This is a genomic window from Streptomyces neyagawaensis (assembly GCF_023516595.1).
Classification (GTDB): Bacteria; Actinomycetota; Actinomycetes; order Streptomycetales; family Streptomycetaceae; genus Streptomyces; species Streptomyces neyagawaensis.
In genome coordinates this window covers 1-20,623 of record NZ_JAMGBG010000109.1, presented here as the reverse complement: position 1 = coordinate 20,623, position 20,623 = coordinate 1, and the positions used below count along the sequence as shown (strand labels likewise).

The window sequence follows — 20,623 nt, the reverse complement described above, 5'->3', positions numbered from 1 at the left end:
CGGTCATGCTCGCATCACCCCGGGGCGGCCGGTGTCCGTCCCCCGCTTACTCCACTCCCTGGCTCTCCTCCAGGTACGCCAGCGCCCCCACCGGCTCCTCCGCGAAGAACACCAGGTCGGTGAGGGGGCGGGGCAGGAAGCCCTCGTCCTCCATGCGGCGGAACTGCTCCTTGAGGCCGTCGTAGAAGCCCGCCGTGTTGAGGAGGACCACCGGCTTGTCGGTGTGGCCGTGCTTCTTCAGTTCCAGGATCTCGGTGGCCTCGTCGAGCGTGCCGGTGCCGCCCACCATGATCACGACCGCGTCGGCCTTCTCCAGGAGGAGCCGCTTGCGCTCGGCGAGGTCGTGGGCGATGACCATCTCGTCGGTGCCGGGCCGCGCCTTGGCCGCCAAGAACTCCACGGAGACGCCGAGGAGTCTGCCGCCCGCCTCCTGCACGCCGTCGGCGACCACCTTCATCAGTCCGACGTCCGAGCCGCCCCACACGAGGGTGTGGCCCCCCTTGCCGATGAGCTTCGCGAACTCCCGAGCGGGGCGGGTGTAGCGGTCGTCGAGGTCGGCGGCGGAGAGGAAGACGCAGATGTTCATGGCTCCACGTTAGGACGTGCCACCGACATCGGGGCCCGGACGGTCACCGGGCTCCGCGGGGCGGCTCAGGCGGATCTTGGACTGGCGGTGCGGGAGCTCCTCCCAGTCGTCCATGAAGCGGGCGGTCAGGCCGTACTGCGCGGCGAGGTCCACCAGGGTGTCGGTGCGGTAGTAGAAGTCCTCGTGCAGCACCTGGTGCTCCTTGCCCTCGGTGCGGCCGTAGGTGAAGTCGAAGAAGCCGCCGGGGGCGAGGACGCGGCCGACATGGGCGAAGCACTGCTCTATGACGTGCGCCGGTGAGTGCGAGAAGACGCTGTGCGCGTGGACGACGTCGAAGTGGGCCTCGGGCAGGAACTCGAAGGTCAGGTCGGCGACGAGCGTCAGATGGGGCAGTTTGGCCTGGAGGCCCTGTCGGACGAGGGTGCGCTGGGCCTCCAGGAGGATGGCCGGTGAGATGTCGATCCCGTAGTAGTTCCCGGCGTCCAGGTGGTCGATGAACAGCCGCCCGGCGCGCAGGTTCCCGCAGCCGATCTCCAGCATCCGGTGCCGGGGCTCCAGACCGTGCCGCAGGAGGTAGTCGAACTGCATGCGGCCGACGCGTTCCCACTTCTCGACCGAGGGGTTGTGCCCGACGGCGGCCTCGGGGCTGCGGGCGGTGTCGGCGGCCATCACGGCCCGGTAGTAGGCGACGTGGTCGCGGTGTTTGAGCCGCAGCCAGGTGTCGCGCGCCACCCGACGGGCGTGCGCCGGCACGCGCTTGGGGTGACGCAGGGCGTAGCGGACCCGGTGGGTGAGGCTGCGGCGGTTCCTCGACGGATCCGCCGTCGGCTTCCCGGACGGCCTTCCGGCCGGGTCTGTGGCTGTCACGGCGACCTCCTGGGCCTCCTGCGGCCCGTAGGGAGAACTCACCAGCAGCCTGCGCCGTCCGCGGACGGATGGCTACCCGGAGGGAGTCGTTCGTGACGGGCGGACGCCCGGGCCGAGGCCAGTGCCGTGGCTGGAGAGGTTCACCGGCTCGCGACACCCGGCACGGCACCGGCGTCCCTCAGACGGCGCCCGCCTTCGCGCGTGTGGTCGTCGCGATCGTCGCCGAGCCCACCACGCGCGTGCCGTCGTACAGGACGATCGCCTGGCCGGGGGCGACGCCGCGCACCGGCTCCCCGAACAGGACCCGAAGCTCGCCGTCCACCAGCTCCGCCGTCACCTCGGTCTCGCCGCCGTGGGCGCGCAGCTGGGCGGTGTAGGTGCCGGGGCCGGTGGGCGCGGCGCCGCACCAGCGGGGCTTGATCGCGGTGAGGCCGTCGACGTCGAGGGCGGCCGCGGGGCCGACGGTGACGGTGTTGTTCACCGGGGAGATGTCGAGGACGTAGCGCGGCTTGCCGTCGGGCGCCGGGGTGCCGATGCGGAGCCCCTTGCGCTGACCGATGGTGTAGCCGTACGCGCCCTCGTGAGTGCCGAGGACGGTGCCGGACTCGTCGACGATGTCGCCCTCCGCCTTGCCGAGGCGGCTCGCGAGGAAGCCCTGGGTGTCGCCGTCGGCGATGAAGCAGATGTCGTGCGAGTCGGGCTTCTTGGCGACGGACAGGCCCCGGCGCTCGGCCTCCGCGCGGATCTCGTCCTTGGTCGTGACCGTGTCGCCCAGCGGGAACAGGGCGTGGGCGAGCTGCTTCTCGTCGAGCACGCCGAGGACGTACGACTGGTCCTTGGCCATGTCGGAGGCGCGGTGCAGCTCGCGCGTGCCGTCGTCGTGGACGATCACCTTGGCGTAGTGGCCCGTGCAGACGGCGTCGAAGCCGAGGGCGAGCGCCTTGTCGAGCAGGGCCGCGAACTTGATCTTCTCGTTGCAGCGCAGGCACGGGTTGGGGGTGCGGCCGGCCTCGTACTCGGCGATGAAGTCCTCGACCACGTCCTCGCGGAAGCGGTCGGCGAGGTCCCACACGTAGAACGGGATGCCGATGACGTCGGCGGCGCGGCGGGCGTCGCGGGAGTCCTCGATGGTGCAGCAGCCCCGGGCGCCCGTGCGGAACGACTGCGGGTTCGCGGAGAGCGCCAGGTGGACGCCCGTCACGTCGTGCCCGGCTTCCGCGGCTCGGGCGGCGGCCACGGCGGAGTCGACCCCGCCGGACATGGCGGCGAGGACACGGAGGGGGCGGGGGCGCTGCGAGGTGTCAGTCATAACGCATCCAGGGTACGGGGCGCCGGGAACCGGAGCCCGCGAGTATCCGTTGTCGGCTCGTGGGCACCAGAGCGGCGTCCGGGGGCGGTGCTTCCCGGAGCAGGAGCAAGGACGGGGACCGGCGCGTGGGCCGCCGGGCCCTGCTGATCGGCACGGCGGTGGCCGCCGTGGGTACGGCCGTCGTGGCACGTGACGAGTTGACGCGCGCGTGGTGGCGGTTGCCGGGCGTCTCGAAGCCGCGCAAGGAGGGCGAGGTCGACTACGCGGGCGCGAGGTGGGTGGCGGCCTCGGACGCGAACTGGCGGCTGGCGGACCGGCCGGACGACTTCGGGATAGACATGGTGGTCATCCATGTCACCCAGGGGAGCTTCGCCAGTGCCGTGAAGGTCTTCCAGGATCCGAAGCACGGGGCGGCGGCGCACTACATCGTCCGCAAGGACGGCCATGTCACCCAGATGATCCGCGAGCTGGACGTGGCGTACCACGCGGGCAACCGCGACTACAACGAGCGGAGCGTCGGCATCGAGCACGAGGGCTTCGTCGACCGTCCGCAGGACTTCACGGACGAGATGTACGAGGCGTCCGCCCGTCTCACGGCCCGGATCTGCGCGCGCTACGACATCCCGCTCGACCGCGAGCACATCATCGGCCATGTCGAGGTGCCGGGCACCGACCACACCGACCCCGGCGAGCACTGGGACTGGGACCGCTACATGAAGCTGGTGCGCGCCGCGGCGGCGAAGGGCTCGGGCGCGGCGCCGGCCTGACCCGTGACCGTCCCTTCCTCGTCGCGGGCTCGGGCCTCAGGTCAGGCCCGCGTTGCGGGCTCGTTCCACCGCGGGGCCGATCGCCTTGGCGACCGCCTCGACGTCGGCCTCCGTGGAGGTGTGGCCGAGAGAGAAGCGGAGGGTGCCGCGGGCGAGGTCCGGGTCGGCGCCGGTGGCGAGGAGGACATGGCTGGGCTGGGCGATACCGGCGGTGCAGGCCGAACCGGTGGAGCACTCGATGCCCTGGGCGTCGAGGAGCAGCAGCAGGGAGTCGCCCTCGCAGCCGGGGAAGGAGAAGTGCGCGTTGGCGGGCAGGCGGTCCACCGGGTCACCGCCGAGGAGGGCGTCCGGGACGGCCGTACGGATCGCGTCGACCAGACCGTCGCGCAGGGAGCCGATCTCCCGGGCGAACCACTCCTGTTGTTCGGCGGCGAGCCGGCCGGCGACGGCGAAGGAGGCGACGGCCGGGACGTCGAGGGTGCCGGAGCGGACATGGCGTTCCTGGCCGCCGCCGTGCAGCACCGGTACGGGGCTGTACTCGCGGCCCAGCAGGAGCGCGCCGATGCCGTACGGGCCGCCGATCTTGTGGCCGGAGACGGTCATCGCGGCGAGCCCGGAGTCCCCGAAGCCGACGGGGACCTGACCGAAGGCCTGGACGGCGTCGGCGTGCAGGGGGACACCGAACTCCGCGGCGACGTCGGCGAGTTCACGGACCGGCATGAGGGTGCCGATCTCGTTGTTGGCCCACATCACGGTGGCGAGCGCCACGTCGTCGGGGTCGCGGGCGATGGCCTCGCGCAGGGCGTCGGGGTGGACGCGGCCGTAGGTGTCGACGGGGAGGTACTCGACGGTGGCACCCTCGTGTTCGCCGAGCCAGTGGACGGCGTCGAGGACGGCGTGGTGCTCGACGGGGCTCGCGAGGACCCGGGTGCGGGCGGGGTCGGCGGCGCGGCGGGACCAGTACAGCCCCTTCACGGCGAGGTTGTCGGCCTCGGTGCCGCCGGAGGTGAACACGACCTCGCTGGGGCGGGCTCCGAGGGCCTCCGCGAGGGTCTCGCGGGCCTCCTCGACGGTGCGGCGGGCTCTGCGGCCGGATGCGTGCAGCGAGGAGGCGTTGCCGGTGACGCTCAGCTGGGCGGTCAGCGCCTCCGCCGCCTCCGGGAGCATCGGGGTCGTCGCCGCGTGGTCGAGGTAAGCCATGGTGTGCCCGATTCTACGGGGGCGCCGCGCGCCGGCCTCGGCCGCTCCGACGGTGGGGTCGACCTCCGGCCATGAGGGCGTTCACGGCGACGGTGCCGCGGCGGTCGGGGTGTGGGGTGCCCCTCCCGGTCCGGGCGGTCCTGTGCGGCTCAGAAGCTCCAGGACACCGTGTTCGTCGTCTGGGTGAGAACGGCCAGGATCACCAGGTCGGCCACGCCCAGGCCGAGGCCGAGGAACGCCCGGCCCCGCCTCGTGGTGCCGCGCTTCAGGGCGAGGGCGGCGAGGACGATGGCGATGGGGCCGAGGAAGAGGTTGAGCACGAGGAGGCCGAGCAGGCCGAGGACGAAGGACGCGACGGCCATGCCGTCGGCGTCGCGGCCCCGGCGGCGGGCGGCGGGACGGGTGTGAGGTGCGGCGGTCAGTTGCATGGTGCGGTCAGCTCCCTAGGGATGGACGGGCTCCAACGGAAGTCCGCAGATGGTCAGTCGGTGGTCCGGCCACGGCGGGCGTGGCGCTCGCGGTAGGCGAAGACCGCCAGCCAGGCGCCGATGACGACCGCGGCGGCCAGGGAGACGGAGAGCGGAACGTGGGCCACGGTGCCCAGGACGATCCCCAGCAGCAGAAGTGCGGCGACGAGGAACAACATGGCTTGAGTGCCTCTCGTTTCGGGTGGGGCGGTTCGACGTGACATTTCGGTGAACGGTTGTGGTTACAATTGTTCACTGACTCCAAAGTCTAACGCGTTGCCCGGCTTTGCAATTACAGAGAACAGTTGTTAACTGCATGGCATGAGTCACACTTTCGGCGTCCGGCAGGCGCAGAAACAGCGGACCCGGCAGGCGCTCATGGACGCCGCGCTCGCCCTGCTGGAGGAGCAGAGCCTCAGCAGCCTGGGCCTTCGCGAGGTCACCCGGGCCGTGGGGGTGGCGCCGACCGCGTTCTACCGGCACTTCCGCTCGACCGCGGACCTCGGTGTCGCGCTGGTCGAGGAGGCGCTGGGGAGCCTGCACCTCGTCCTCGGGGATCTGATGTCGGCGGTCGGCGACAGTGACGAACTGATCCGGCGCGCCGTCGAGCTGATCGCCCGTCATGTGGACGCGTACCCCGCTCACGTCCGCTTTATCGCGCGCGAGCGGCACGGAGGTGTCCAGCCGGTGCGGGAGGCGATCCAGGGGCAACTGGCCCGGTTCGCCGAGGAGGTGGGCGACGATCTGGCCAAGCGGCCCGAGACCGCCGGCTGGAGCGACGACGACCGGTTGATGCTCGCCGGTCTGTACGTCGATCAGATGCTGGCGACGGCCTCCCTGTTCCTGGAGACCCACGACGGCCCCGAGGCGGAGCGTGAACGCGTGACCCGCCTCGCGGGCCGCCGGATGCGGCTGATCAGCATCGGCTGCCGCCACTGGCTCGACTGAGGAACGGACGAGGCGCCGCCGGGGGGCCGCTACAGCCGCCGGTCCGCCACAGCCGCCGGGCGCGCCCTTGGACGCGCCGAAAGGGCTTCCGACGGGGCCCCGGCCCTTTGCGCGCGGCCGGCCCCCCGACCGGCCGCGCGCTCAGCCCGTGAGCCGCGCGCTCAGCCCGTGAGCCGTGCGCGGGCCAGTTGCCGTGACTGCGCTACCAGGCGGTCGGCGCTGTCCCAGACCTCGGCGTCCTCCTCCAGGAAGCCACCGGCGAGATTGCGGGTGGTGATGGAGACCCGCAGCGGTCCGGGCGCCGGGCGGCACCGCACGTGCACGGTCAGTTCGACCGTCGGGACCCAGCCGGAGATGCCCAGCTCGAAGGCGGTCGGCGGCAGCGCGTCCACCGCGAGGAGCAGCGACAGGGGGTCCGGGTCACGACCGTCGGCGAGTCCGAACCAGGCACGCATCTCGCCGTTCCCCGACGGTGCGCCGAGGGCCCAGCCGAGGGTCGACGGGTCCAGCTTGAGGAACAGCCGGTCGGTGATGGCGGAGCTGCCGGGGACCGGGGCGGGCGCGTCGTCCGGGCCGAAGCACTGCTCGATCGGCGGGATCGCGGGCGGCTTCGCCGTCGTACGGACGTCGTCCGGGAGGGAGCCGAGGTCGCCGTAGGAGGCGAGGACGCGGATCCGCTCGATCTCGCGGCCCTCGTCGTCGTACTGGAGGAGGGACGCCTGGCCGGTCGACAGGGTCCGGCCGGTGCGGACGACGTCCGTGCGGATGACGGCGGGGCCGGGCTGGGAGGCGGTCAGGTAGTGCGCGGAGACCGTGAACGGGTCGGCGTGCGGGAGCGTGTCCGCGAGGGCGCGGCCCAGCATGGCCAGCAGGTAGCCGCCGTTGACGGCACTGATGATCGTCCAGCCGGCGGAGAGGTCCGCGTCGTAGACGCCGGGTTCCCGTCGGCGGACCGCGGTGTCGCGGTCGAACTCGCTGTCGCCGACGGTGGCCTGTACGGAAGCTGCTTCGGGCATGGGTGAACCGTACAACAGCCCATTACTAAGCGGTAGCTTTTCTTGTTGCGGCGACGTTTCCGCTCATCCCTCCTCCACCGCCGCCGAGCGCCGGTTCCACGCGCGCGGCGCCCGCCAGTGGTACCGCATCGCCAGCAGCCGCAGCACGAAGGCCGTGACCACCGCGAAGCCGGAGGTGAAGGGGTTGAGCGCGTCATAGCGGATGCAGAGGACGACCAGGCAGGCGCCGACCATCGCGGGCACCGCGTACAGATCACGGTCCCAGCGCAGCAGCGAGGGCACCTCGTTGGCGAGCACGTCCCGCAGCACACCGCCGCCGACCGCCGTGGCGAGGCCGAGGGCCGCCGAGGCGGTGAGACCCAGCCCGTACTCGTACGCCTTCGTCGTGCCGGTGACACAGAACAGGCCGAGACCGGCCGCGTCGAAGACGTTCACCCCGTTCTGGATGCGCTCGACCTCCGGATGGAGGAAGAACACCAGCAGGGCGGCGAACAGCGGGGTGATGAAGTAGCCGAGGTCGGTGAAGGCGGCCGGCGGCACGGCCCCGATGACCAGGTCCCGGAAGAGACCGCCGCCGAGCGCGGTGACCTCGGCGAGGACGGCGATGCCGAAGACGTCGAAGTTCTTGCGCACGGCCAACAGCGCGCCGGAGATCGCGAAGACGAAGATGCCGATCAGATCGAGCGCATGCTGGACGGACGGGGTGAACAGTTGCTGGAGCACCCATATATTGTGACGCAACAACGAGCCCCCGCCTTACATTGCAAGGCGGGGGCTCGATCTGGTCTTACTTCTTACTTGCTACTTGTCGCCGGGCTCCTTGGCGACCTCGGTCTCAGCGGGCCCCTCAGCCGGAGCCTCAGCCGTCTCCGTGGCCTCAGCGCCGGCTGCGGCCTCCCCGCCGGCTGCGGCCTCAGCGCCGGCCGCGGCCTCCACCTCCGCCGCGACCGCCGCGGACGTCTCCGCCGACTGGGCCAGTACCTCGTCGGGCACCAGCTCGCCCGCCTCCTTGGCGGCGGCCAGCAGGACGACGTCCTGGGGCTGCTGGTCGTCGAAGTTCTCCGGGTGGTGGCAGGCGACCCGCTGGCCCGGCTTCAGCTCGGCGAGCGGCGGCTCGGTGGTCCGGCAGACCTCCGTGGCCTTCCAGCACCGGGTGTGGAAGCGGCAGCCGCTCGGCGGCGAGATGGGCGAGGGCACATCGCCCTTGAGCAGGATGCGCTCGCTCTTGGCGCCGCGCCGCCTCGGGTCCGGGATCGGCACCGCCGACAGCAGGGCCTTGGTGTACGGGTGCATCGGCGACTGGTAGAGCGCGTCCCGGTCGGCGAGCTCGACGATCTTGCCGAGGTACATCACCGCGATGCGGTCCGAGACATGGCGGACGACGGAGAGGTCGTGCGCGATGATCACGTACGTGAGACCCAGCTCGTCCTGGAGGTCGTCCATGAGGTTGACGACCTGTGCCTGGATGGACACGTCGAGTGCGGAGACCGGCTCGTCGGCCACGACCATACGGGGCTTGAGAGCGAGGGCGCGGGCGATGCCGATGCGCTGGCGCTGACCGCCGGAGAACTCGTGCGGGTAGCGGTTGTAGTGCTCGGGGCTGAGGCCCACCAGCTCCAGGAGGCGCTGGACCTCCTTCTTCACACCGCCCTCGGGCTCGACGCCCTGGAGCTTGAACGGCGCCGAGACGATCGTGCCGATGGTGTGCCGGGGGTTCAGCGAGCCGTACGGGTCCTGGAAGATCATCTGCACGTCGCGGCGCAGCGGACGCATGCCCGACGTGTTGAGGTGCGTGATGTCCTGGCCGTCGAACTCGATCCGCCCGCCGGAGGGCTCCAGGAGCCGGGTGATGAGCCGGCCCATGGTCGACTTGCCGCAGCCGGACTCGCCGACGACACCGAGGGTCTCGCCCCGGCGCACCTCGAAGTCGATGCCGTCGACGGCCTTGACCGCCCCGACCTGCCGCTGGAGCAGGCCCTTCTTGAGGGGGAAGTGCTTGACCAGGCCCTCGACCTTGAGCAGCGGCTTCTCTTCGGCGCGCGGGGCCGGCACGGCGGCCCGGGTCTCAGTCTCGCTCACAGCTTCGGCGCAATCTCTTCGTTCCAGATCCGCGTGCGGTCCTCCTGCGACAGGTGGCAGGCGGTGAAGTGCCTGCCGCCGACCTCACGCAGTTCGGGGCGCTCGGTGCGGGTGACGTTGTCCTTGGGGACGTCCGCGTAGGGGCAGCGCGGGTTGAAGGCGCAGCCCGAGGGGACATTGATGAGGCTGGGCGGCTGGCCCTTGACCGGGATGAGCCGGTCGGTCTGCTCGCGGTCGATGCGGGGCATCGAGCCGAGCAGGCCCCAGGTGTAGGGGTGCTGCGGCTGGTAGAAGATGTCGTCGACCGGTCCGCGCTCGACGCAGCGGCCGCCGTACATCACGAGGATGTCGTCGGCGATCTCGGCGACCACGCCGAGGTCGTGCGTGATGATGATGACCGCGGAGCCGAACTCCTTCTGCAGGTCGCGGATGAGGTCCAGGATCTGCGCCTGGACGGTCACGTCCAGGGCGGTGGTGGGCTCGTCGGCGATCAGCAGTTCGGGGTTGTTGACCAGGGCCATGGCGATCATGGCGCGCTGGCGCATACCGCCGGAGAACTCGTGCGGGTAGGCGTTGACCCGCTTGTGCGGCTCCGGGATGCCGACGCGGTCGAGGAGTTCGACGGCGCGCCTGCGGGCGGTCTTCTTGTCGACGTCGTGGTGGACGCGGTACGCCTCCACGATCTGGTTGCCGACCGTGTAGTACGGGTGCATCGCGGACAGCGGGTCCTGGAAGATCATCGCCATCTCGCGGCCGCGCAGCCGGCGGACCTCGTCGGGTGAGGCGGAGACCAGTTCCTTGCCGTCGAGCCAGATCTCGCCGGACATCCGCACGTTCTTGCCGCGCGCGCCGAGCCGGTGCAGACCCATGATGGCCAGCGAGGTCACCGACTTGCCGGAGCCGGACTCGCCCACGATGCCGAGGGTCTTGCCCTTCTCCAGCTGGAAGGAGAGGCCGTCGACGGACTTGACCAGGCCGTCGTCGGTCGGGAAGTGCACCTTGAGGTCGCGCACCTCGAGGAACGCGTCGGGGGCGTCCCCGCTGCGTACGGGCTCGCCGACGGCGGCCCCGGTCTTGGACAGTTCGGTCACGAGAGCCTCACCCGCGGGTCGATCGTGGCGTACAGCAGGTCCACCACAAGGTTCATGAAGACGACGAAGAACGCCGCGAGCAGGGTCACCCCGAGGATCGGGGGCAGGTCGTTGGTGGTGATCGACTGGACCGCGTACTCGCCGATGCCGTGCAGGGAGAACACGGTCTCGGTGATGACGGCACCGCCGAGCAGCAGACCGATGTCCATGCCGAAGACCGTCACCAGCGGGGTCAGCGCGGCCCGCAGACCGTGCCGGACGACCACCTTGCGCTCCCGCAGGCCCTTGGCCCGCGCGGTGCGGATGAAGTCCTCGTTCATCGTCTCCAGCATGCCCGAGCGGGTGAGCCGGGCGTAGATGGCGGAGTAGAGGAGGGCCAGCGAACACCAGGGGAGGAAGAGGGTGTTGGCCCACTGCGAGGGGTTCTCCGTGAAGGGGACGTACGTCCTGCCGAAGATCTCCAGCTTGTAGCTGAACAGCAGCAGCGCCAGCTGACCGGTGAAGAACATGGGCAGGGACACGCCCGCGAGCGCCACGCCCATGGCGGAGCGGTCGAAGAACGAGCCCGGTTTGAGCGCGGAGACCACACCGGCGGCGATACCGCCCAGCAGCCACAGCACGGCGGCGCCGACGGCCAGCGACAGGGTGACCGGAAGCCGCTGGGTCAGTTGGGGCCAGACCTCCAGGTGGTCCTTGAAGGAGTAGCCGAAGCAGGGGGCGTTGCACTGGACCGTGGTCGGACCGAGGTCGTAGGTGGCGCCGGAGACGATCCCCTTGATGAACTCCCAGTACTGGACGTACACCGGCTGGTCCAGGCCCAGGTTCGCCTTGACGGCGGCGATGTCCGCGGGCGTGGGGTTCTTGCCGATGTACTGCTGCGCCAGCTGGTCGGCGGTCTGCCCTGCGAGCTTCGGCAGGATGAAGAAGATGCCGAAGGTGACCGCGGTGACGACCAGCAGCAGGATCACCGCTGCGATCGTCCGGCGGATGATGTACGAGATCACGAGGACCGGCGCCGGCGCCCGCGGGTGACGAACCCGCGGGCGCCAATGCCTTCACCTGCCTTCCGGGGCTACTGCTTGGTGGTACCGATGTTGAGGTAGTCGTACTGGCCGCTGAAGGCGGACGACGACACCACGTTGGTGGCGTACGGCGAGCGGTACAGCAGGACCTTGAAGTAGGTCAGCGGCACGATGGCGGCCTGCTCCATGACCTTCTTGTCGACCTGGGTGTACGCGGCGGTGCGGGCGGCCTCGTCGGTGTTGCCGATCGCGTCGTCGAGCAGCTTGTTGATCTCCGGGTCGTTCAGCTCCGACAGGTTGGTGTTGCCGGACTGGCCGATGGCCTTGCCGTGGACGATCTGCTGCAGGAAGCCGTAGCCGGTCGGCCAGTCGGAGCCCCACTGCATCATGATCAGGCCGATGTTCTGCTTCTTGTTGAACTTCGGCACGCCCGCGTAGTCGGAGAAGTACTTGCCCGACGGGAACTGCTTGATCTCGGCGTCGATGCCGACCTTCTTCAGCGCGCCGACGATCGCGGTGGCCGCGTCGACCTCACCCTGGCGGTCGGTACGGGCGGAGATGGCGGTCTTGAAGCCCTTCTCCTGGCCACAGGCCTTCAGGTGCTCCTTGGCCTTGGCCTCGTCGCCCTTGTTGCCCTTGGTGGCGTAGAGGTCGTACTTCTCGTAGCCCGGGACGTCGGTCGGCAGGACCGTGGAGGCGATGTCACCGCGGATCGGGCCGCCCATGGCGGTCTGCACGGCGACCTTGTTGATCGCGTACTGCACGGCCTTGCGGCACTCGACGTTGTCGAACGGCTTCTGCTGCGTGTTGATCGCCGTGTAGATGAGGCGGCCACCGAGCGCGTTGTCCGTGTTGGCGAGCTTGTCCTTGTCGTTGACGAGCTGCGCCTGGGTCTGGGCGTCGACACCCGTGCCCTGGATGTCGATCATCGTGTCGCCGGCCATCACATCCTTGTCGATGGTGGCCTTGTTGACCTTCAGGTTCACGACGATCTTGTCCGGGTACTGCTTGCGCAGCGGGTCCGTCTTCGCGTCCCACTCGGGGTTGCGGGTCAGGACGATCTGCCTGCCCTCGTCGTACTTCTCGAACTTGTACGAGCCGGTCGACACGACCTTCTTGGTGTAGTCGACGCCGGTGTCCTTGGCGCGCGGCACCGGGGCCGTCTGGGGCTGGCTCGCCAGGAAGTCGAAGTCGGCGAAGGGCTTGTTGAGCTTGAAGACGATGGTGTTGTCGTCCGGCGTCTCGATGGACGCTATGCCCTTCTCGCTCTTGTCCTTGTACGGGCCCTTGTACTTGTCCCCGCCGTCCAGCAGCTGCTGGAAGTAGTTGGGGCCGGAGGAGAGCACGTCACGCGCGAAGTTGGAGCGCTCGACCGCGTACTTGACGTCCTTCGAGGTGACGACCGTGCCGTCCTCGAACTTCACGCCCTGGCGGATCTTGTACGTCCAGGTCTTGCCGCCGTCGCTGGGCACGCCCGCGGCCTCGGCGAGGTCCGGGACGAGCTCGTTGCCCTTCTCGCCGGGGCCGGGCTTGAAGGTCATCAGCGGACGCGCGTAGAGGCGGCTGAAGTTGAACCCGTACGCGTAGTACATGTTGCCCGGGTCGAGGGACTCGGGAGCGTCGGAGCTCGCGTAGGTGACCGTGCCGCCCTTCTTGGTGGACGCGTTCACGACCTCCTTGGTCGCGGCGTTGGCACCCGCGCTCTTGGTGGTGTCGTCCGAGCTGTCATCGGCCTTGCTGCAGGCCGACAGGAGCAAGCCGGCACTGCTGACGGCCGCGATCGCGGCCATTGCTGACCTTCGCATGATGGTCTGTTTCCCCTTCGTAGTTGGACAGTTGAGCAGGACGCGACGGGTGCCCGCGACCGCGGACGTCAGCGGCTGCGGGGGTCGAGGGCGTCCCTGAGGCCGTCACCGAGGAGGTTGAAGGCCAGCACCGTGATGAAGATCGCGAGGCCGGGAACGACCATGAACTGCGGGTCGACTTCGAAGAAGTCCTTCGCGTCGTCGAGCATTCCGCCCCAGGAGGCCTGAGGCGGGCGGATACCGACACCGAGGAAGCTCAGGGAGGCCTCGAAGATGATGTTGGTCGGGATCAGCAGCGTCGAGTAGACGATGATCGGCGCGACGAGGTTCGGCAGCAGTTCCTTGAAGAGGATGTACGGCCCGGCGGCCCCCATCCCCCGGGAGGCGTCGACGAACTCACGTTCCCTCAGCGCCAAGGTCTGGGCACGGACGATGCGCCCCATGTACGGCCAGTTGAAGAAGCCGATCACGAAGATGAGCACCGAGATGTGCAGGGGGAGTCCTTCGAGGCCGAAGGCGCCGCCCTGGAGCGTGGCGGAGATGGCGATGGCGAACAGCAGCAGCGGGAACGCCAGGAAGGTGTCCATCAGCCGGCTGATGATCGAGTCGACCCGGCCGCCGTAGTAGCCGGCGAGGAGGCCGAGCACGGTGCCGATGGCGTTGGAGAGAACCGTCGCGCCGAAGGCGACGACCAGGGAGACCCAGGAGCCCTCCAGGATGCGCGCAAGGATGTCGCGGCCGAACTTCGGCTCGACACCGAGCGGGTGGTCCCAGCTCATCCCGCCGAAGTCACCCTTCGGCAGGGAGGTGTTGGGGTCGATCAGGTCCTGGTTGAAGGCGTTGGGGTCGAGTCCGAGCAGCGACTGCAGCGGCCGGGAGAGGGCCGCGATCAGGATCAGCAGGACCACGACGACTCCGCCGGCCACCGCCACCTTGTCGCGCTTGAAGCGGGTCCAGGCGATCTGGCCGAGCGAACGGCCCTCGATCCTCTTGGCCTCGACACCTTCCAGCACGGCCTCGGGCTGTGCCTCGGCCTGCGATCCGGTCGTCTCAATGGGTGCGGTCATCGTCCCTCGTGCTTGCCCGTGCCGGTGGTTGCCGACTGTGCTTGGCGGCCGCCCGGGTCTGCGGTGCGGTCCGTTGCCACTACTGCCGTCGTTCTCTCGCGTTGGTTCCTGCCCATGACCCGGTGTCAACGTCGCTGTCTCGTCGGGCCGTTCGGGGGGAGAGGCGAATACGACACTGAACCCCACCATATGAACAGCACGTTCGGCCGACCCCCCACCGCTCTGGGGGAGTCTTCAACGGTGGCGCGATCAGGCACCAGACCCGGCGGCGAATGTATGCGTAACCGTGATGTGGCCAGCAGGGTTCCGGAATCCGAACATCGCATGCGGGTGAGCGACACCGGACGGACTGTTACAAGTGACCCAGGTCACAGAACGAGTTCGCCATGTCCAGATCACCCGCAATCACCCCCTTCGAGTGTGTGGCAATTCGGGCGAAGAACACATGCCGTCGGCCACTCGACCGATCATTTTCCAGGTATTTGAGGTTCGTCTGAGTGTTGCTTCGTAACAGAATCCCCGGCCCATTGCGAGCCGTCTCGACGGCCCACTAACTTCATATCCGCCGGGGCGGACCGACCCACTCCCCCGGACATCGAAATGAATTGACCGGGTCAACGGGGAAAACGGGGATACAAATGAATCTGCGCAACAAGCGTGCTCTTTCCGCGACGTTCGCGACGACCGCGCTCGTCACCGGTGCGTTCACGGCCCTGCCGGCCACGGCGAGCGCCGCCGACCAGGCCCCCATGCGCTGCGAGGGCTACACCTACTCCAAGGTGATCAAGCTCGGCACGCCGTGGTACGCCTCCCGCGGACCGGTGGTCAGCAAGCGCAACAGCAGCTCCAGCAAGTCCACCCTGGTCTACTCGGTCAAGACCACCAAGACCCGTACGACGACCTGGGGCGGCGAGGCCAGCGCCAGCGTGGGCTGGGGCATCGCCCAGGTCGAGGCCAAGACCAAGTACGAGGTGGCCAAGTCCGTCGCCAAGGGCCGCACCGTCACCAACCGTATGACGGTCGACCCGGGCAAGCGGGGTTACACCCAGCCGATGGTCGAGTACCAGAAGTTCCAGGTCGAGCGCTGGCGCGAGCTCGGCAACTGCAAGCACGACCGTATCGAGATCGTCGGCATTCTGAAGGGAATCACTTCTTCCCTGCACTTCGCGGAATGCCAGACGCGGCAGGCCTCCTGCACGCCGAAGCCGTAATTCCGGCGGCTTTCCGGAAAAGCGCGCCTCCGTTCCCGGGCCCGTGAACGAAAGTGCGCCACCAAGGAAAACGCGCAAAAGAATAAATGAGCGGCGTTCACCGGCACGGGGGCAGGTGAGCGCATGACGGAGCCCCCGGCTCCGGGAAGGTTCGTGTTCGAACCGGACCGGGGCCGGGGGCTCCCGCCGTACCGGGTCAGTAGCCGCCCGGGTAGCCGTAGCCGCCGGCGGCCGGGGCCTGGGCCGGGGCGCCGTGGGCCTCGCGGTCGTAGAAGGGGCGGGCGGCGGCCCGCAGCCACATCGCGACCGGGTCGTACTCGTCGGACATGGCGACCGTGGAGACGGGCAGCCCGTCCGGGACGGCACCGATGGACTGCTGCATCATCGCGCGCACCGAGTCGACGGCGGGCGGTGAGGTGTCGTACACGTCGAGGCCGATCGCCAGATAGGGCGCGCCGAGCGAGGGCTGCACCCAGGCGCGGCGCAGCGAGCGCACGGCCGGGGTGCGGTGGGCGTTCTGCGTGAGCAGGGCGTAGAACTGCGGGAGCTCGATGCCCGGCTCGGACAGCCGCAGCGGGCCCGCGGGCTGCCGCTCCAGACCCGTCGCGATCCGGCGCAGATCCAGCCAGGGAATGCCGACCCCGCCGCCCGGGGCGTGCGGGTTGAGCCAGAGTCCGTAGTGGTCGGGGTAGAGCGTGCGGGCCACGTCGAGGCCGTCGACGACCTCGTAACTGCGGTTCCAGCCGCTGGCGGAGAGCTCCTGGGCGGAGGTGACGCAGGGCGCGTAGTTGAACCCGTCCACCTCCATGTTCCCGTACTGGGCGTCGGGGGAGCCGGCCTGGCCGTGCCACAGGAGCATCCAGACCTGGCCGGTGGCGGGGGTCGCGAGGGCACGCAGCAACGCCTCGTAGGCGTCGTAACGCCCCGGCGTCACCTGGCGCAGCATGTGCTCGACCTGCCCGGTCGCCGTGCCGCTCGCGCTCACGTCAGCCGCCCTTCGGTTTGGAGCTGGTGGTGTCGGACCCTGGTTGTGGAAAACCAGCTTAGGTGGTGTGCGGGTCGAGCCGGTCAGGGCTCGGGGCTTGCTGTACGTCGCGGGCCCCGGTGTCGTCGTGGCTGGTCGCGCCCCGCGGCGGAGCCGCCGACGCCGCCGCCCCGCGCCCTGTCGGGGGCGGGTGTCAGTAGCCCTGTTGGTAGAAGGGGCGGACCTTCTCGCGGAGCCAGTCGCCCACCGGGTCCTGGGCCACGTCCAGGAAGACCATGTTGACCGGCCAGGCCACCGGTTGTTTGCCGAGGGCGCGGCCGAGGGCGTCCAGCGGGAGGGTCCGGTCCGCCTCCCAGGAGACCAGGTCGACGCCGATGAACATGACGGGGTCGGCGGTCTCGATGGCGGCGAGGCAGCGGCGGGCGCTGAGGACGACGCCGGTCGCGGCGAACTCGGCGGAGGCCGCGGCGAGGAAGTCCACCGGGTCGTCCTGCCAGTCCGGTTCGAACAGGCGGACCCGGGCGCCGCTCGCCGACCCGTCCAGCGGGGTCCGGGCGGCCCGGCACAGCTCGGCCACGGCGGGCGGCGGCAGCGGGATGCCCACGACGCCGTCCGGGTTCAGGGCGAGGCCGACCTGCGGGGGCAGCCCGCGGGCGAACTCGACGGCCGGGGCGATCGTGAACGACATGTGGCTGCCGACGACCTGGCGGAACTGCTCCTCGGAGCTGAACACCGGCACGTACACCTGGCCGTCCAGCTCCATCGTCGGCAGATCCAGCTCGCGGCTGTGCCGTCCCCCGCCCTCGGGCAGCGGCACCCACACGAAGCTGCGGGCCAGCACCTCGACGATGCGCGGGCCGGCCCCCGGCACCCCGAGGGAGGCGGACAGCACCTCCTCCAGCTCATTGCCGGGCCACCCGCCGTGTCCATGGGGGTGTGCCTGTGCCGGGAAGTCCGCCGGGAAGTCCATCTGCCGCCTACCGCTTTACTCCGTGATGCTGTTGTCCCTGCACCTTAATGCCCCCCGCCGACAAAGGGGACGGCCCGGCGGCCGCCCTCGGGTCACGGCCCTGCCCGCCTCCGCGGGCGGGCCCGCTCCCAGCCGTGGAAAGCCGATTCTCAGCCGTCGAAGCCGATCCGGCTGAGCGCGTCCGCCGCGGCCCGGTCGATCAGCACCGCCGAACCGCAGCCCTCCGGCAGGCGCCCCTCCTCCACGGACCGCAGCAGCCGGGTCATCGCCCCCCGGTGCCGGGCGAAGGCGTACCGGGACACCCCGCGTCCCCGCTCCCGCTGTCCGTCCCGCGCCTCGCCGGGGGTGACGTCGAGCAGCAGCAGATGGAGGGTGCCGCCCCTGCGGACGGCCTCCCGGGCGAGCCAGCGCCGCACCCACGCCTGGGCCCCGCAGTCGTGCACGACGACGCCCTCGCCGGAGCGCAGCGCACGCCGGAGCCCGGCGTAGTGCGCGAGGCGCACGAACGGCCGGTACACGGCGTACGGCAGGACGCGCGCCAGACGCGCGTCGAAGCGGTCACGCGTGTCCTGGGAGTCGATCCGCGGTCCCGGCACCGTGCGCCGCATCAGGGTCGACTTGCCGCTGCCCGGGAGCCCGGTGACGACCACGAGGTCGACCGGCGCGAACGAGAGCACGCGCGGACTGCGTCCGGAGCGCTCCCTGAGGTCGCGGACGACCGCCCTCGGGAAGGGGCCGCAGGCCGCGGCGGCCGGGCCGGCGGGCTGCTCGGGCAGGGCGAGGCCCGAGGTCGTCGCGTACGCCGTGGTCCTGTTCACCGTGATCGTCCTCCCCAGGGGTCGGGAGACCCATCCCCACAGACTGTAAAGAGAAGGTAATGCCCGATCCCTCCTGATTCAGTCCTCGTATTGCCACAAGAGTGCAACGGACCGCTGTGTCTGTCCCCCGAATTGATGCACCGCCCGGGACCGGGGCGCCCGGCCCGACACCTCCCCCGCCCCGGAACCTCCCCCTGCCGTGCCGCGCCGATGCGTGCAATGATGTGCGCGCCAACTGCATACCGGCCGCTTGAATCCGCGCGGGAGAGCTCCCAGCAGTCTTCGCTGGGGCGCCGAAGGAGCAAGTCCCTCCCTTGAATCTCTCAGGCCCAGATACCGCGCGGGCGAGGCACATCTGAAAAGCGAGCCGCTGTGCCAGTGGCTCCACCCAAGGTGCAAACCGCGACCATCGCCGCGTCATCAGGACGTACGGTCGTGGTGAACCTCTCAGGTTCCGATGACAGATGGGGAGGAACGTCCTCGCCTTCCCCCACGCCCGGCTTCGCCCGCGCGAGAGGGACCCCATCGCCCTGGGAGCAGAACCGATGAGCAGTAGCCCCACCGCCGGACCGCGCCGTACCGCGCTCGATGCCCTGCATCGCTCGCTCGGCGCGACGATGACCGATTTCGCGGGCTGGGACATGCCCCTGCGCTACGGCTCCGAGCGCGACGAGCACAACGCCGTACGGACCCGTGCCGGGCTGTTCGACCTCTCCCACATGGGCGAGATCACCGTCACCGGCCCCCAGGCGGCCGCGCTCCTCGACTACGCCCTCGTCGGGAACATCGGCGGCGTGAAGACGGGCCGCGCCCGCTACACCATGATCTGCCGCGAGGACGGCGGCATCCTCGACGACCTGATCGTCTACCGCCTCGGGGACACCGAGTACATGGTCGTCGCGAACGCCTCCAACGCCCAGGTGGTGCTGGACGCCCTGGTCGAGCGGGCGGCCGGGTTCGACGCCGAGGTCCGCGACGACCGGGACGCGTATGCGCTGATCGCGGTCCAGGGACCCGAGTCTCCCGGCATCGTGAAGGGGCTGACCGACGCCGACCTGGACGGCCTGAAGTACTACGCGGGCCTGCCCGGCACGGTCGCCGGCGTCCCGGCGCTGATCGCGCGGACCGGGTACACCGGCGAGGACGGCTTCGAGCTGTTCGTGAAGCCGGAGCACGCCGTGGAACTGTGGCAGGCGCTGACCGAGGCGGGCGAGGGCGTCGGCCTGGTGCCGTGCGGCCTGTCCTGCCGGGACACGCTGCGCCTGGAGGCGGGCATGCCCCTGTACGGGCACGAGCTGACCACCGAACTGACGCCGTTCGACGCCGGGCTCGGCCGGGTGGTGAAGTTCGAGAAGGAGGGCGACTTCGTGGGCCGCGCGGCCCTGCGCGAGGCCGCCGAGAACGCCCACCACGACCCGTCGGTCCTCGTCGGCCTGATCGCCGAGGGCCGTCGGGTCCCCCGCGCCGGGTACCCCGTCGTCGCCGAGGGCAAGGTGATCGGCGAGGTCACCTCCGGCGCCCCCTCCCCCACCCTGGGCAAGCCGATCGCGATGGCGTACGTCGACGCCCTGTACGCCGCCCCGGGCACCACCGGGGTCGCTGTGGACATCCGCGGCAGCCACGAGCCGTTCGAGGTCGTGGCGCTGCCGTTCTACAAGCGGCCCAGGTGACACCGTCGTAGTCGGCTCACCGTCGTTCAGAAGCGGCATGGCGTCGTCGTGCGGAACGGCACGGCAGTGCGCCCGAGCGTGACAAAGGGCACATCCGCCCTGTTCAACAGCGGTTCCAGCAGTCCCTCATTCATCACCACTCCCCCGCGTACAGGAGAATTCAGGCCATGAGCAACCCCCAGCAGCTGCGCTACAGCAAGGAGCACGAGTGGCTGTCGGCCGCCGAGGACGGCGTCTCGACGGTGGGCATCACGGAGCACGCGGCCAACGCGCTCGGCGATGTCGTCTACACCCAGCTTCCCGAGGTGGGCTCCACGGTGACCGCGGGCGAGTCCTGCGGCGAGCTGGAGTCGACGAAGTCCGTCAGCGACCTGTACTCCCCGGTGAGCGGTGAGATCACCGAGGTCAACGAGGACGTGGTGAACGACCCGTCGCTGGTGAACACCGCCCCCTTCGAGGGTGGCTGGCTGTTCAAGGTGCGGATCACGGACGAGCCGGGCGAGCTGCTCTCCGCCGACGAGTACACCGCCTTCATCGCCGGCTGAGAGGTCGTAGCACCATGTCGCTTCTGAACACGCCCCTGCACGAGCTGGACCCGGAGGTCGCGGCCGCGGTCGACGCCGAGCTGCACCGCCAGCAGTCCACCCTGGAGATGATCGCGTCGGAGAACTTCGCTCCGCTCGCCGTCATCGAGGCCCAGGGCTCCGTCCTCACCAACAAGTACGCCGAGGGCTACCCCGGCCGC

21 protein-coding genes, 1 pseudogene and 2 riboswitches are annotated in these 20,623 nt (G+C 70.0%); of the genes and pseudogenes, 6 read left to right on the top strand and 16 right to left on the bottom strand.

Annotation, left to right across the window (positions count from 1 at the left end):
- Positions 1–46: 46 nt before the first annotated feature.
- The 3 genes from M8J73_RS33970 to mnmA all read right to left on the bottom strand — a co-directional run bounded on the left by M8J73_RS33970 (position 47) and on the right by mnmA (position 2,762).
- A complete protein-coding gene (locus M8J73_RS33970; protein WP_055538502.1) occupies positions 47–586 on the bottom strand; it encodes an LOG family protein in 540 nt (179 codons plus the stop codon).
- A gap of 9 nt (positions 587–595) precedes the next feature.
- The gene (locus M8J73_RS33965; RefSeq protein WP_079054805.1) at positions 596–1,453 is read right to left on the bottom strand and encodes a class I SAM-dependent DNA methyltransferase; all 858 of its coding nucleotides are present in this window, start codon (positions 1,451–1,453) and stop codon (positions 596–598) included.
- Between the two features lie 178 nt (positions 1,454–1,631).
- The gene (mnmA, locus tag M8J73_RS33960) at positions 1,632–2,762 is read right to left on the bottom strand and encodes a tRNA 2-thiouridine(34) synthase MnmA (RefSeq protein ID WP_055538501.1); all 1,131 of its coding nucleotides are present in this window, start codon (positions 2,760–2,762) and stop codon (positions 1,632–1,634) included.
- 59 nt (positions 2,763–2,821) lie between these two features.
- Between mnmA and M8J73_RS33955 the strand changes: the two genes are divergently transcribed.
- Entirely contained in the window at positions 2,822–3,529 is a 708-nt protein-coding gene (locus tag M8J73_RS33955) for an N-acetylmuramoyl-L-alanine amidase (RefSeq protein WP_055538500.1), read from the top strand.
- Positions 3,530–3,565: 36 nt separating this feature from the next.
- On the opposite strand, the gene M8J73_RS33950 is transcribed toward M8J73_RS33955, so the two are convergent.
- The 3 genes from M8J73_RS33950 to M8J73_RS33940 all read right to left on the bottom strand — a co-directional run bounded on the left by M8J73_RS33950 (position 3,566) and on the right by M8J73_RS33940 (position 5,375).
- Positions 3,566–4,729 carry a cysteine desulfurase family protein gene (locus M8J73_RS33950; RefSeq protein WP_055538499.1) on the bottom strand — a complete coding sequence of 388 codons (1,164 nt, stop codon included), beginning with the start codon at positions 4,727–4,729 and terminating at the stop codon, positions 3,566–3,568.
- Between the two features lie 149 nt (positions 4,730–4,878).
- Positions 4,879–5,157 carry a hypothetical protein gene (locus tag M8J73_RS33945; RefSeq protein ID WP_055538498.1) on the bottom strand — a complete coding sequence of 93 codons (279 nt, stop codon included), beginning with the start codon at positions 5,155–5,157 and terminating at the stop codon, positions 4,879–4,881.
- 53 nt (positions 5,158–5,210) lie between these two features.
- Entirely contained in the window at positions 5,211–5,375 is a 165-nt protein-coding gene (locus tag M8J73_RS33940) for a hypothetical protein (protein ID WP_169797833.1), read from the bottom strand.
- Between the two features lie 142 nt (positions 5,376–5,517).
- On the opposite strand from M8J73_RS33940, the gene M8J73_RS33935 reads away from it, so the two are divergent.
- The gene (locus M8J73_RS33935) at positions 5,518–6,144 is read left to right on the top strand and encodes a TetR family transcriptional regulator (RefSeq protein ID WP_055538497.1); all 627 of its coding nucleotides are present in this window, start codon (positions 5,518–5,520) and stop codon (positions 6,142–6,144) included.
- A gap of 161 nt (positions 6,145–6,305) precedes the next feature.
- On the opposite strand, the gene M8J73_RS33930 is transcribed toward M8J73_RS33935, so the two are convergent.
- From M8J73_RS33930 to M8J73_RS33900, 7 genes are all read right to left on the bottom strand, one after another.
- Positions 6,306–7,160: a thioesterase family protein gene (locus tag M8J73_RS33930; RefSeq protein WP_055538496.1), complete on the bottom strand. Its 855-nt coding sequence runs from the start codon at positions 7,158–7,160 to the stop codon at positions 6,306–6,308.
- Between the two features lie 63 nt (positions 7,161–7,223).
- On the bottom strand, positions 7,224–7,883 hold the full coding sequence (locus M8J73_RS33925; RefSeq protein ID WP_055538495.1) for a trimeric intracellular cation channel family protein: 660 nt from the start codon (positions 7,881–7,883) through the stop codon (positions 7,224–7,226).
- A gap of 78 nt (positions 7,884–7,961) precedes the next feature.
- Positions 7,962–9,239: an ABC transporter ATP-binding protein gene (locus tag M8J73_RS33920; protein WP_249829462.1), complete on the bottom strand. Its 1,278-nt coding sequence runs from the start codon at positions 9,237–9,239 to the stop codon at positions 7,962–7,964.
- Positions 9,236–10,330, bottom strand: a complete 1,095-nt coding sequence (locus M8J73_RS33915) for an ABC transporter ATP-binding protein (protein WP_055537823.1) — start codon at positions 10,328–10,330, stop codon at positions 9,236–9,238. Before M8J73_RS33915 ends, M8J73_RS33920 begins: the two co-directional genes overlap by 4 nt.
- Entirely contained in the window at positions 10,327–11,334 is a 1,008-nt protein-coding gene (locus M8J73_RS33910; RefSeq protein ID WP_055537824.1) for an ABC transporter permease, read from the bottom strand. The genes M8J73_RS33915 and M8J73_RS33910 overlap by 4 nt, the downstream gene beginning before the upstream one ends.
- A gap of 68 nt (positions 11,335–11,402) precedes the next feature.
- Positions 11,403–13,157 carry an ABC transporter substrate-binding protein gene (locus M8J73_RS33905; protein ID WP_240501112.1) on the bottom strand — a complete coding sequence of 585 codons (1,755 nt, stop codon included), beginning with the start codon at positions 13,155–13,157 and terminating at the stop codon, positions 11,403–11,405.
- A gap of 68 nt (positions 13,158–13,225) precedes the next feature.
- Positions 13,226–14,224: an ABC transporter permease gene (locus M8J73_RS33900; protein ID WP_055537826.1), complete on the bottom strand. Its 999-nt coding sequence runs from the start codon at positions 14,222–14,224 to the stop codon at positions 13,226–13,228.
- A 638-nt stretch (positions 14,225–14,862) separates the two neighbouring features.
- On the opposite strand from M8J73_RS33900, the gene M8J73_RS33895 reads away from it, so the two are divergent.
- Positions 14,863–15,435: a hypothetical protein gene (locus M8J73_RS33895; protein ID WP_055537827.1), complete on the top strand. Its 573-nt coding sequence runs from the start codon at positions 14,863–14,865 to the stop codon at positions 15,433–15,435.
- 196 nt (positions 15,436–15,631) lie between these two features.
- Here the strand turns inward: M8J73_RS33895 and M8J73_RS33890 are convergent, their stop codons facing one another.
- From M8J73_RS33890 to M8J73_RS33880, 3 genes are all read right to left on the bottom strand, one after another.
- Positions 15,632–16,420, bottom strand: coding sequence for an enhanced serine sensitivity protein SseB C-terminal domain-containing protein (locus M8J73_RS33890; RefSeq protein ID WP_055537828.1), 789 nt, complete (start codon positions 16,418–16,420; stop codon positions 15,632–15,634).
- Positions 16,421–16,613: 193 nt separating this feature from the next.
- Positions 16,614–17,390, bottom strand: coding sequence for an enhanced serine sensitivity protein SseB (locus tag M8J73_RS33885; RefSeq protein WP_055537829.1), 777 nt, complete (start codon positions 17,388–17,390; stop codon positions 16,614–16,616).
- A 149-nt stretch (positions 17,391–17,539) separates the two neighbouring features.
- Positions 17,540–18,214 carry an AAA family ATPase gene (locus M8J73_RS33880; RefSeq protein ID WP_055537830.1) on the bottom strand — a complete coding sequence of 225 codons (675 nt, stop codon included), beginning with the start codon at positions 18,212–18,214 and terminating at the stop codon, positions 17,540–17,542.
- Positions 18,215–18,459: 245 nt separating this feature from the next.
- Positions 18,460–18,557: riboswitch (glycine riboswitch) on the top strand.
- Positions 18,558–18,682: riboswitch (glycine riboswitch) on the top strand.
- 71 nt (positions 18,683–18,753) lie between these two features.
- Between M8J73_RS33880 and gcvT the strand changes: the two genes are divergently transcribed.
- The 3 genes and pseudogenes from gcvT to M8J73_RS33865 form a co-directional block, all read left to right on the top strand.
- Positions 18,754–19,878 (top strand): glycine cleavage system aminomethyltransferase GcvT, encoded by a 1,125-nt coding sequence (gene gcvT / locus M8J73_RS33875; RefSeq protein ID WP_055537831.1) that lies wholly within the window; start codon positions 18,754–18,756, stop codon positions 19,876–19,878.
- A 167-nt stretch (positions 19,879–20,045) separates the two neighbouring features.
- Positions 20,046–20,423: a glycine cleavage system protein GcvH gene (gcvH, locus tag M8J73_RS33870; RefSeq protein WP_055537832.1), complete on the top strand. Its 378-nt coding sequence runs from the start codon at positions 20,046–20,048 to the stop codon at positions 20,421–20,423.
- Between the two features lie 14 nt (positions 20,424–20,437).
- Positions 20,438–20,623 (top strand): annotated as a pseudogene (locus tag M8J73_RS33865) (serine hydroxymethyltransferase); the annotation flags it as partial.

What these genes read in the sequence shown, in the direction of transcription:
- M8J73_RS33970 (WP_055538502.1), bottom strand. Translation starts at nt 586, where the DNA reads ATGAACATCTGCGTCTTCCTCTCCGCCGCCGACCTCGACGACCGCTAC.
- mnmA (WP_055538501.1), bottom strand. Translation starts at nt 2,762, where the DNA reads ATGACTGACACCTCGCAGCGCCCCCGCCCCCTCCGTGTCCTCGCCGCC.
- M8J73_RS33950 (WP_055538499.1), bottom strand. Translation starts at nt 4,729, where the DNA reads ATGGCTTACCTCGACCACGCGGCGACGACCCCGATGCTCCCGGAGGCG.
- M8J73_RS33945 (WP_055538498.1), bottom strand. Translation starts at nt 5,157, where the DNA reads ATGCAACTGACCGCCGCACCTCACACCCGTCCCGCCGCCCGCCGCCGG.
- M8J73_RS33940 (WP_169797833.1), bottom strand. Translation starts at nt 5,375, where the DNA reads ATGTTGTTCCTCGTCGCCGCACTTCTGCTGCTGGGGATCGTCCTGGGC.
- M8J73_RS33935 (WP_055538497.1), top strand. Translation starts at nt 5,518, where the DNA reads ATGAGTCACACTTTCGGCGTCCGGCAGGCGCAGAAACAGCGGACCCGG.
- M8J73_RS33930 (WP_055538496.1), bottom strand. Translation starts at nt 7,160, where the DNA reads ATGCCCGAAGCAGCTTCCGTACAGGCCACCGTCGGCGACAGCGAGTTC.
- M8J73_RS33905 (WP_240501112.1), bottom strand. Translation starts at nt 13,157, where the DNA reads ATGCGAAGGTCAGCAATGGCCGCGATCGCGGCCGTCAGCAGTGCCGGC.
- M8J73_RS33900 (WP_055537826.1), bottom strand. Translation starts at nt 14,224, where the DNA reads ATGACCGCACCCATTGAGACGACCGGATCGCAGGCCGAGGCACAGCCC.
- M8J73_RS33895 (WP_055537827.1), top strand. Translation starts at nt 14,863, where the DNA reads ATGAATCTGCGCAACAAGCGTGCTCTTTCCGCGACGTTCGCGACGACC.
- M8J73_RS33885 (WP_055537829.1), bottom strand. Translation starts at nt 17,390, where the DNA reads ATGGACTTCCCGGCGGACTTCCCGGCACAGGCACACCCCCATGGACAC.
- gcvT (WP_055537831.1), top strand. Translation starts at nt 18,754, where the DNA reads ATGAGCAGTAGCCCCACCGCCGGACCGCGCCGTACCGCGCTCGATGCC.
- gcvH (WP_055537832.1), top strand. Translation starts at nt 20,046, where the DNA reads ATGAGCAACCCCCAGCAGCTGCGCTACAGCAAGGAGCACGAGTGGCTG.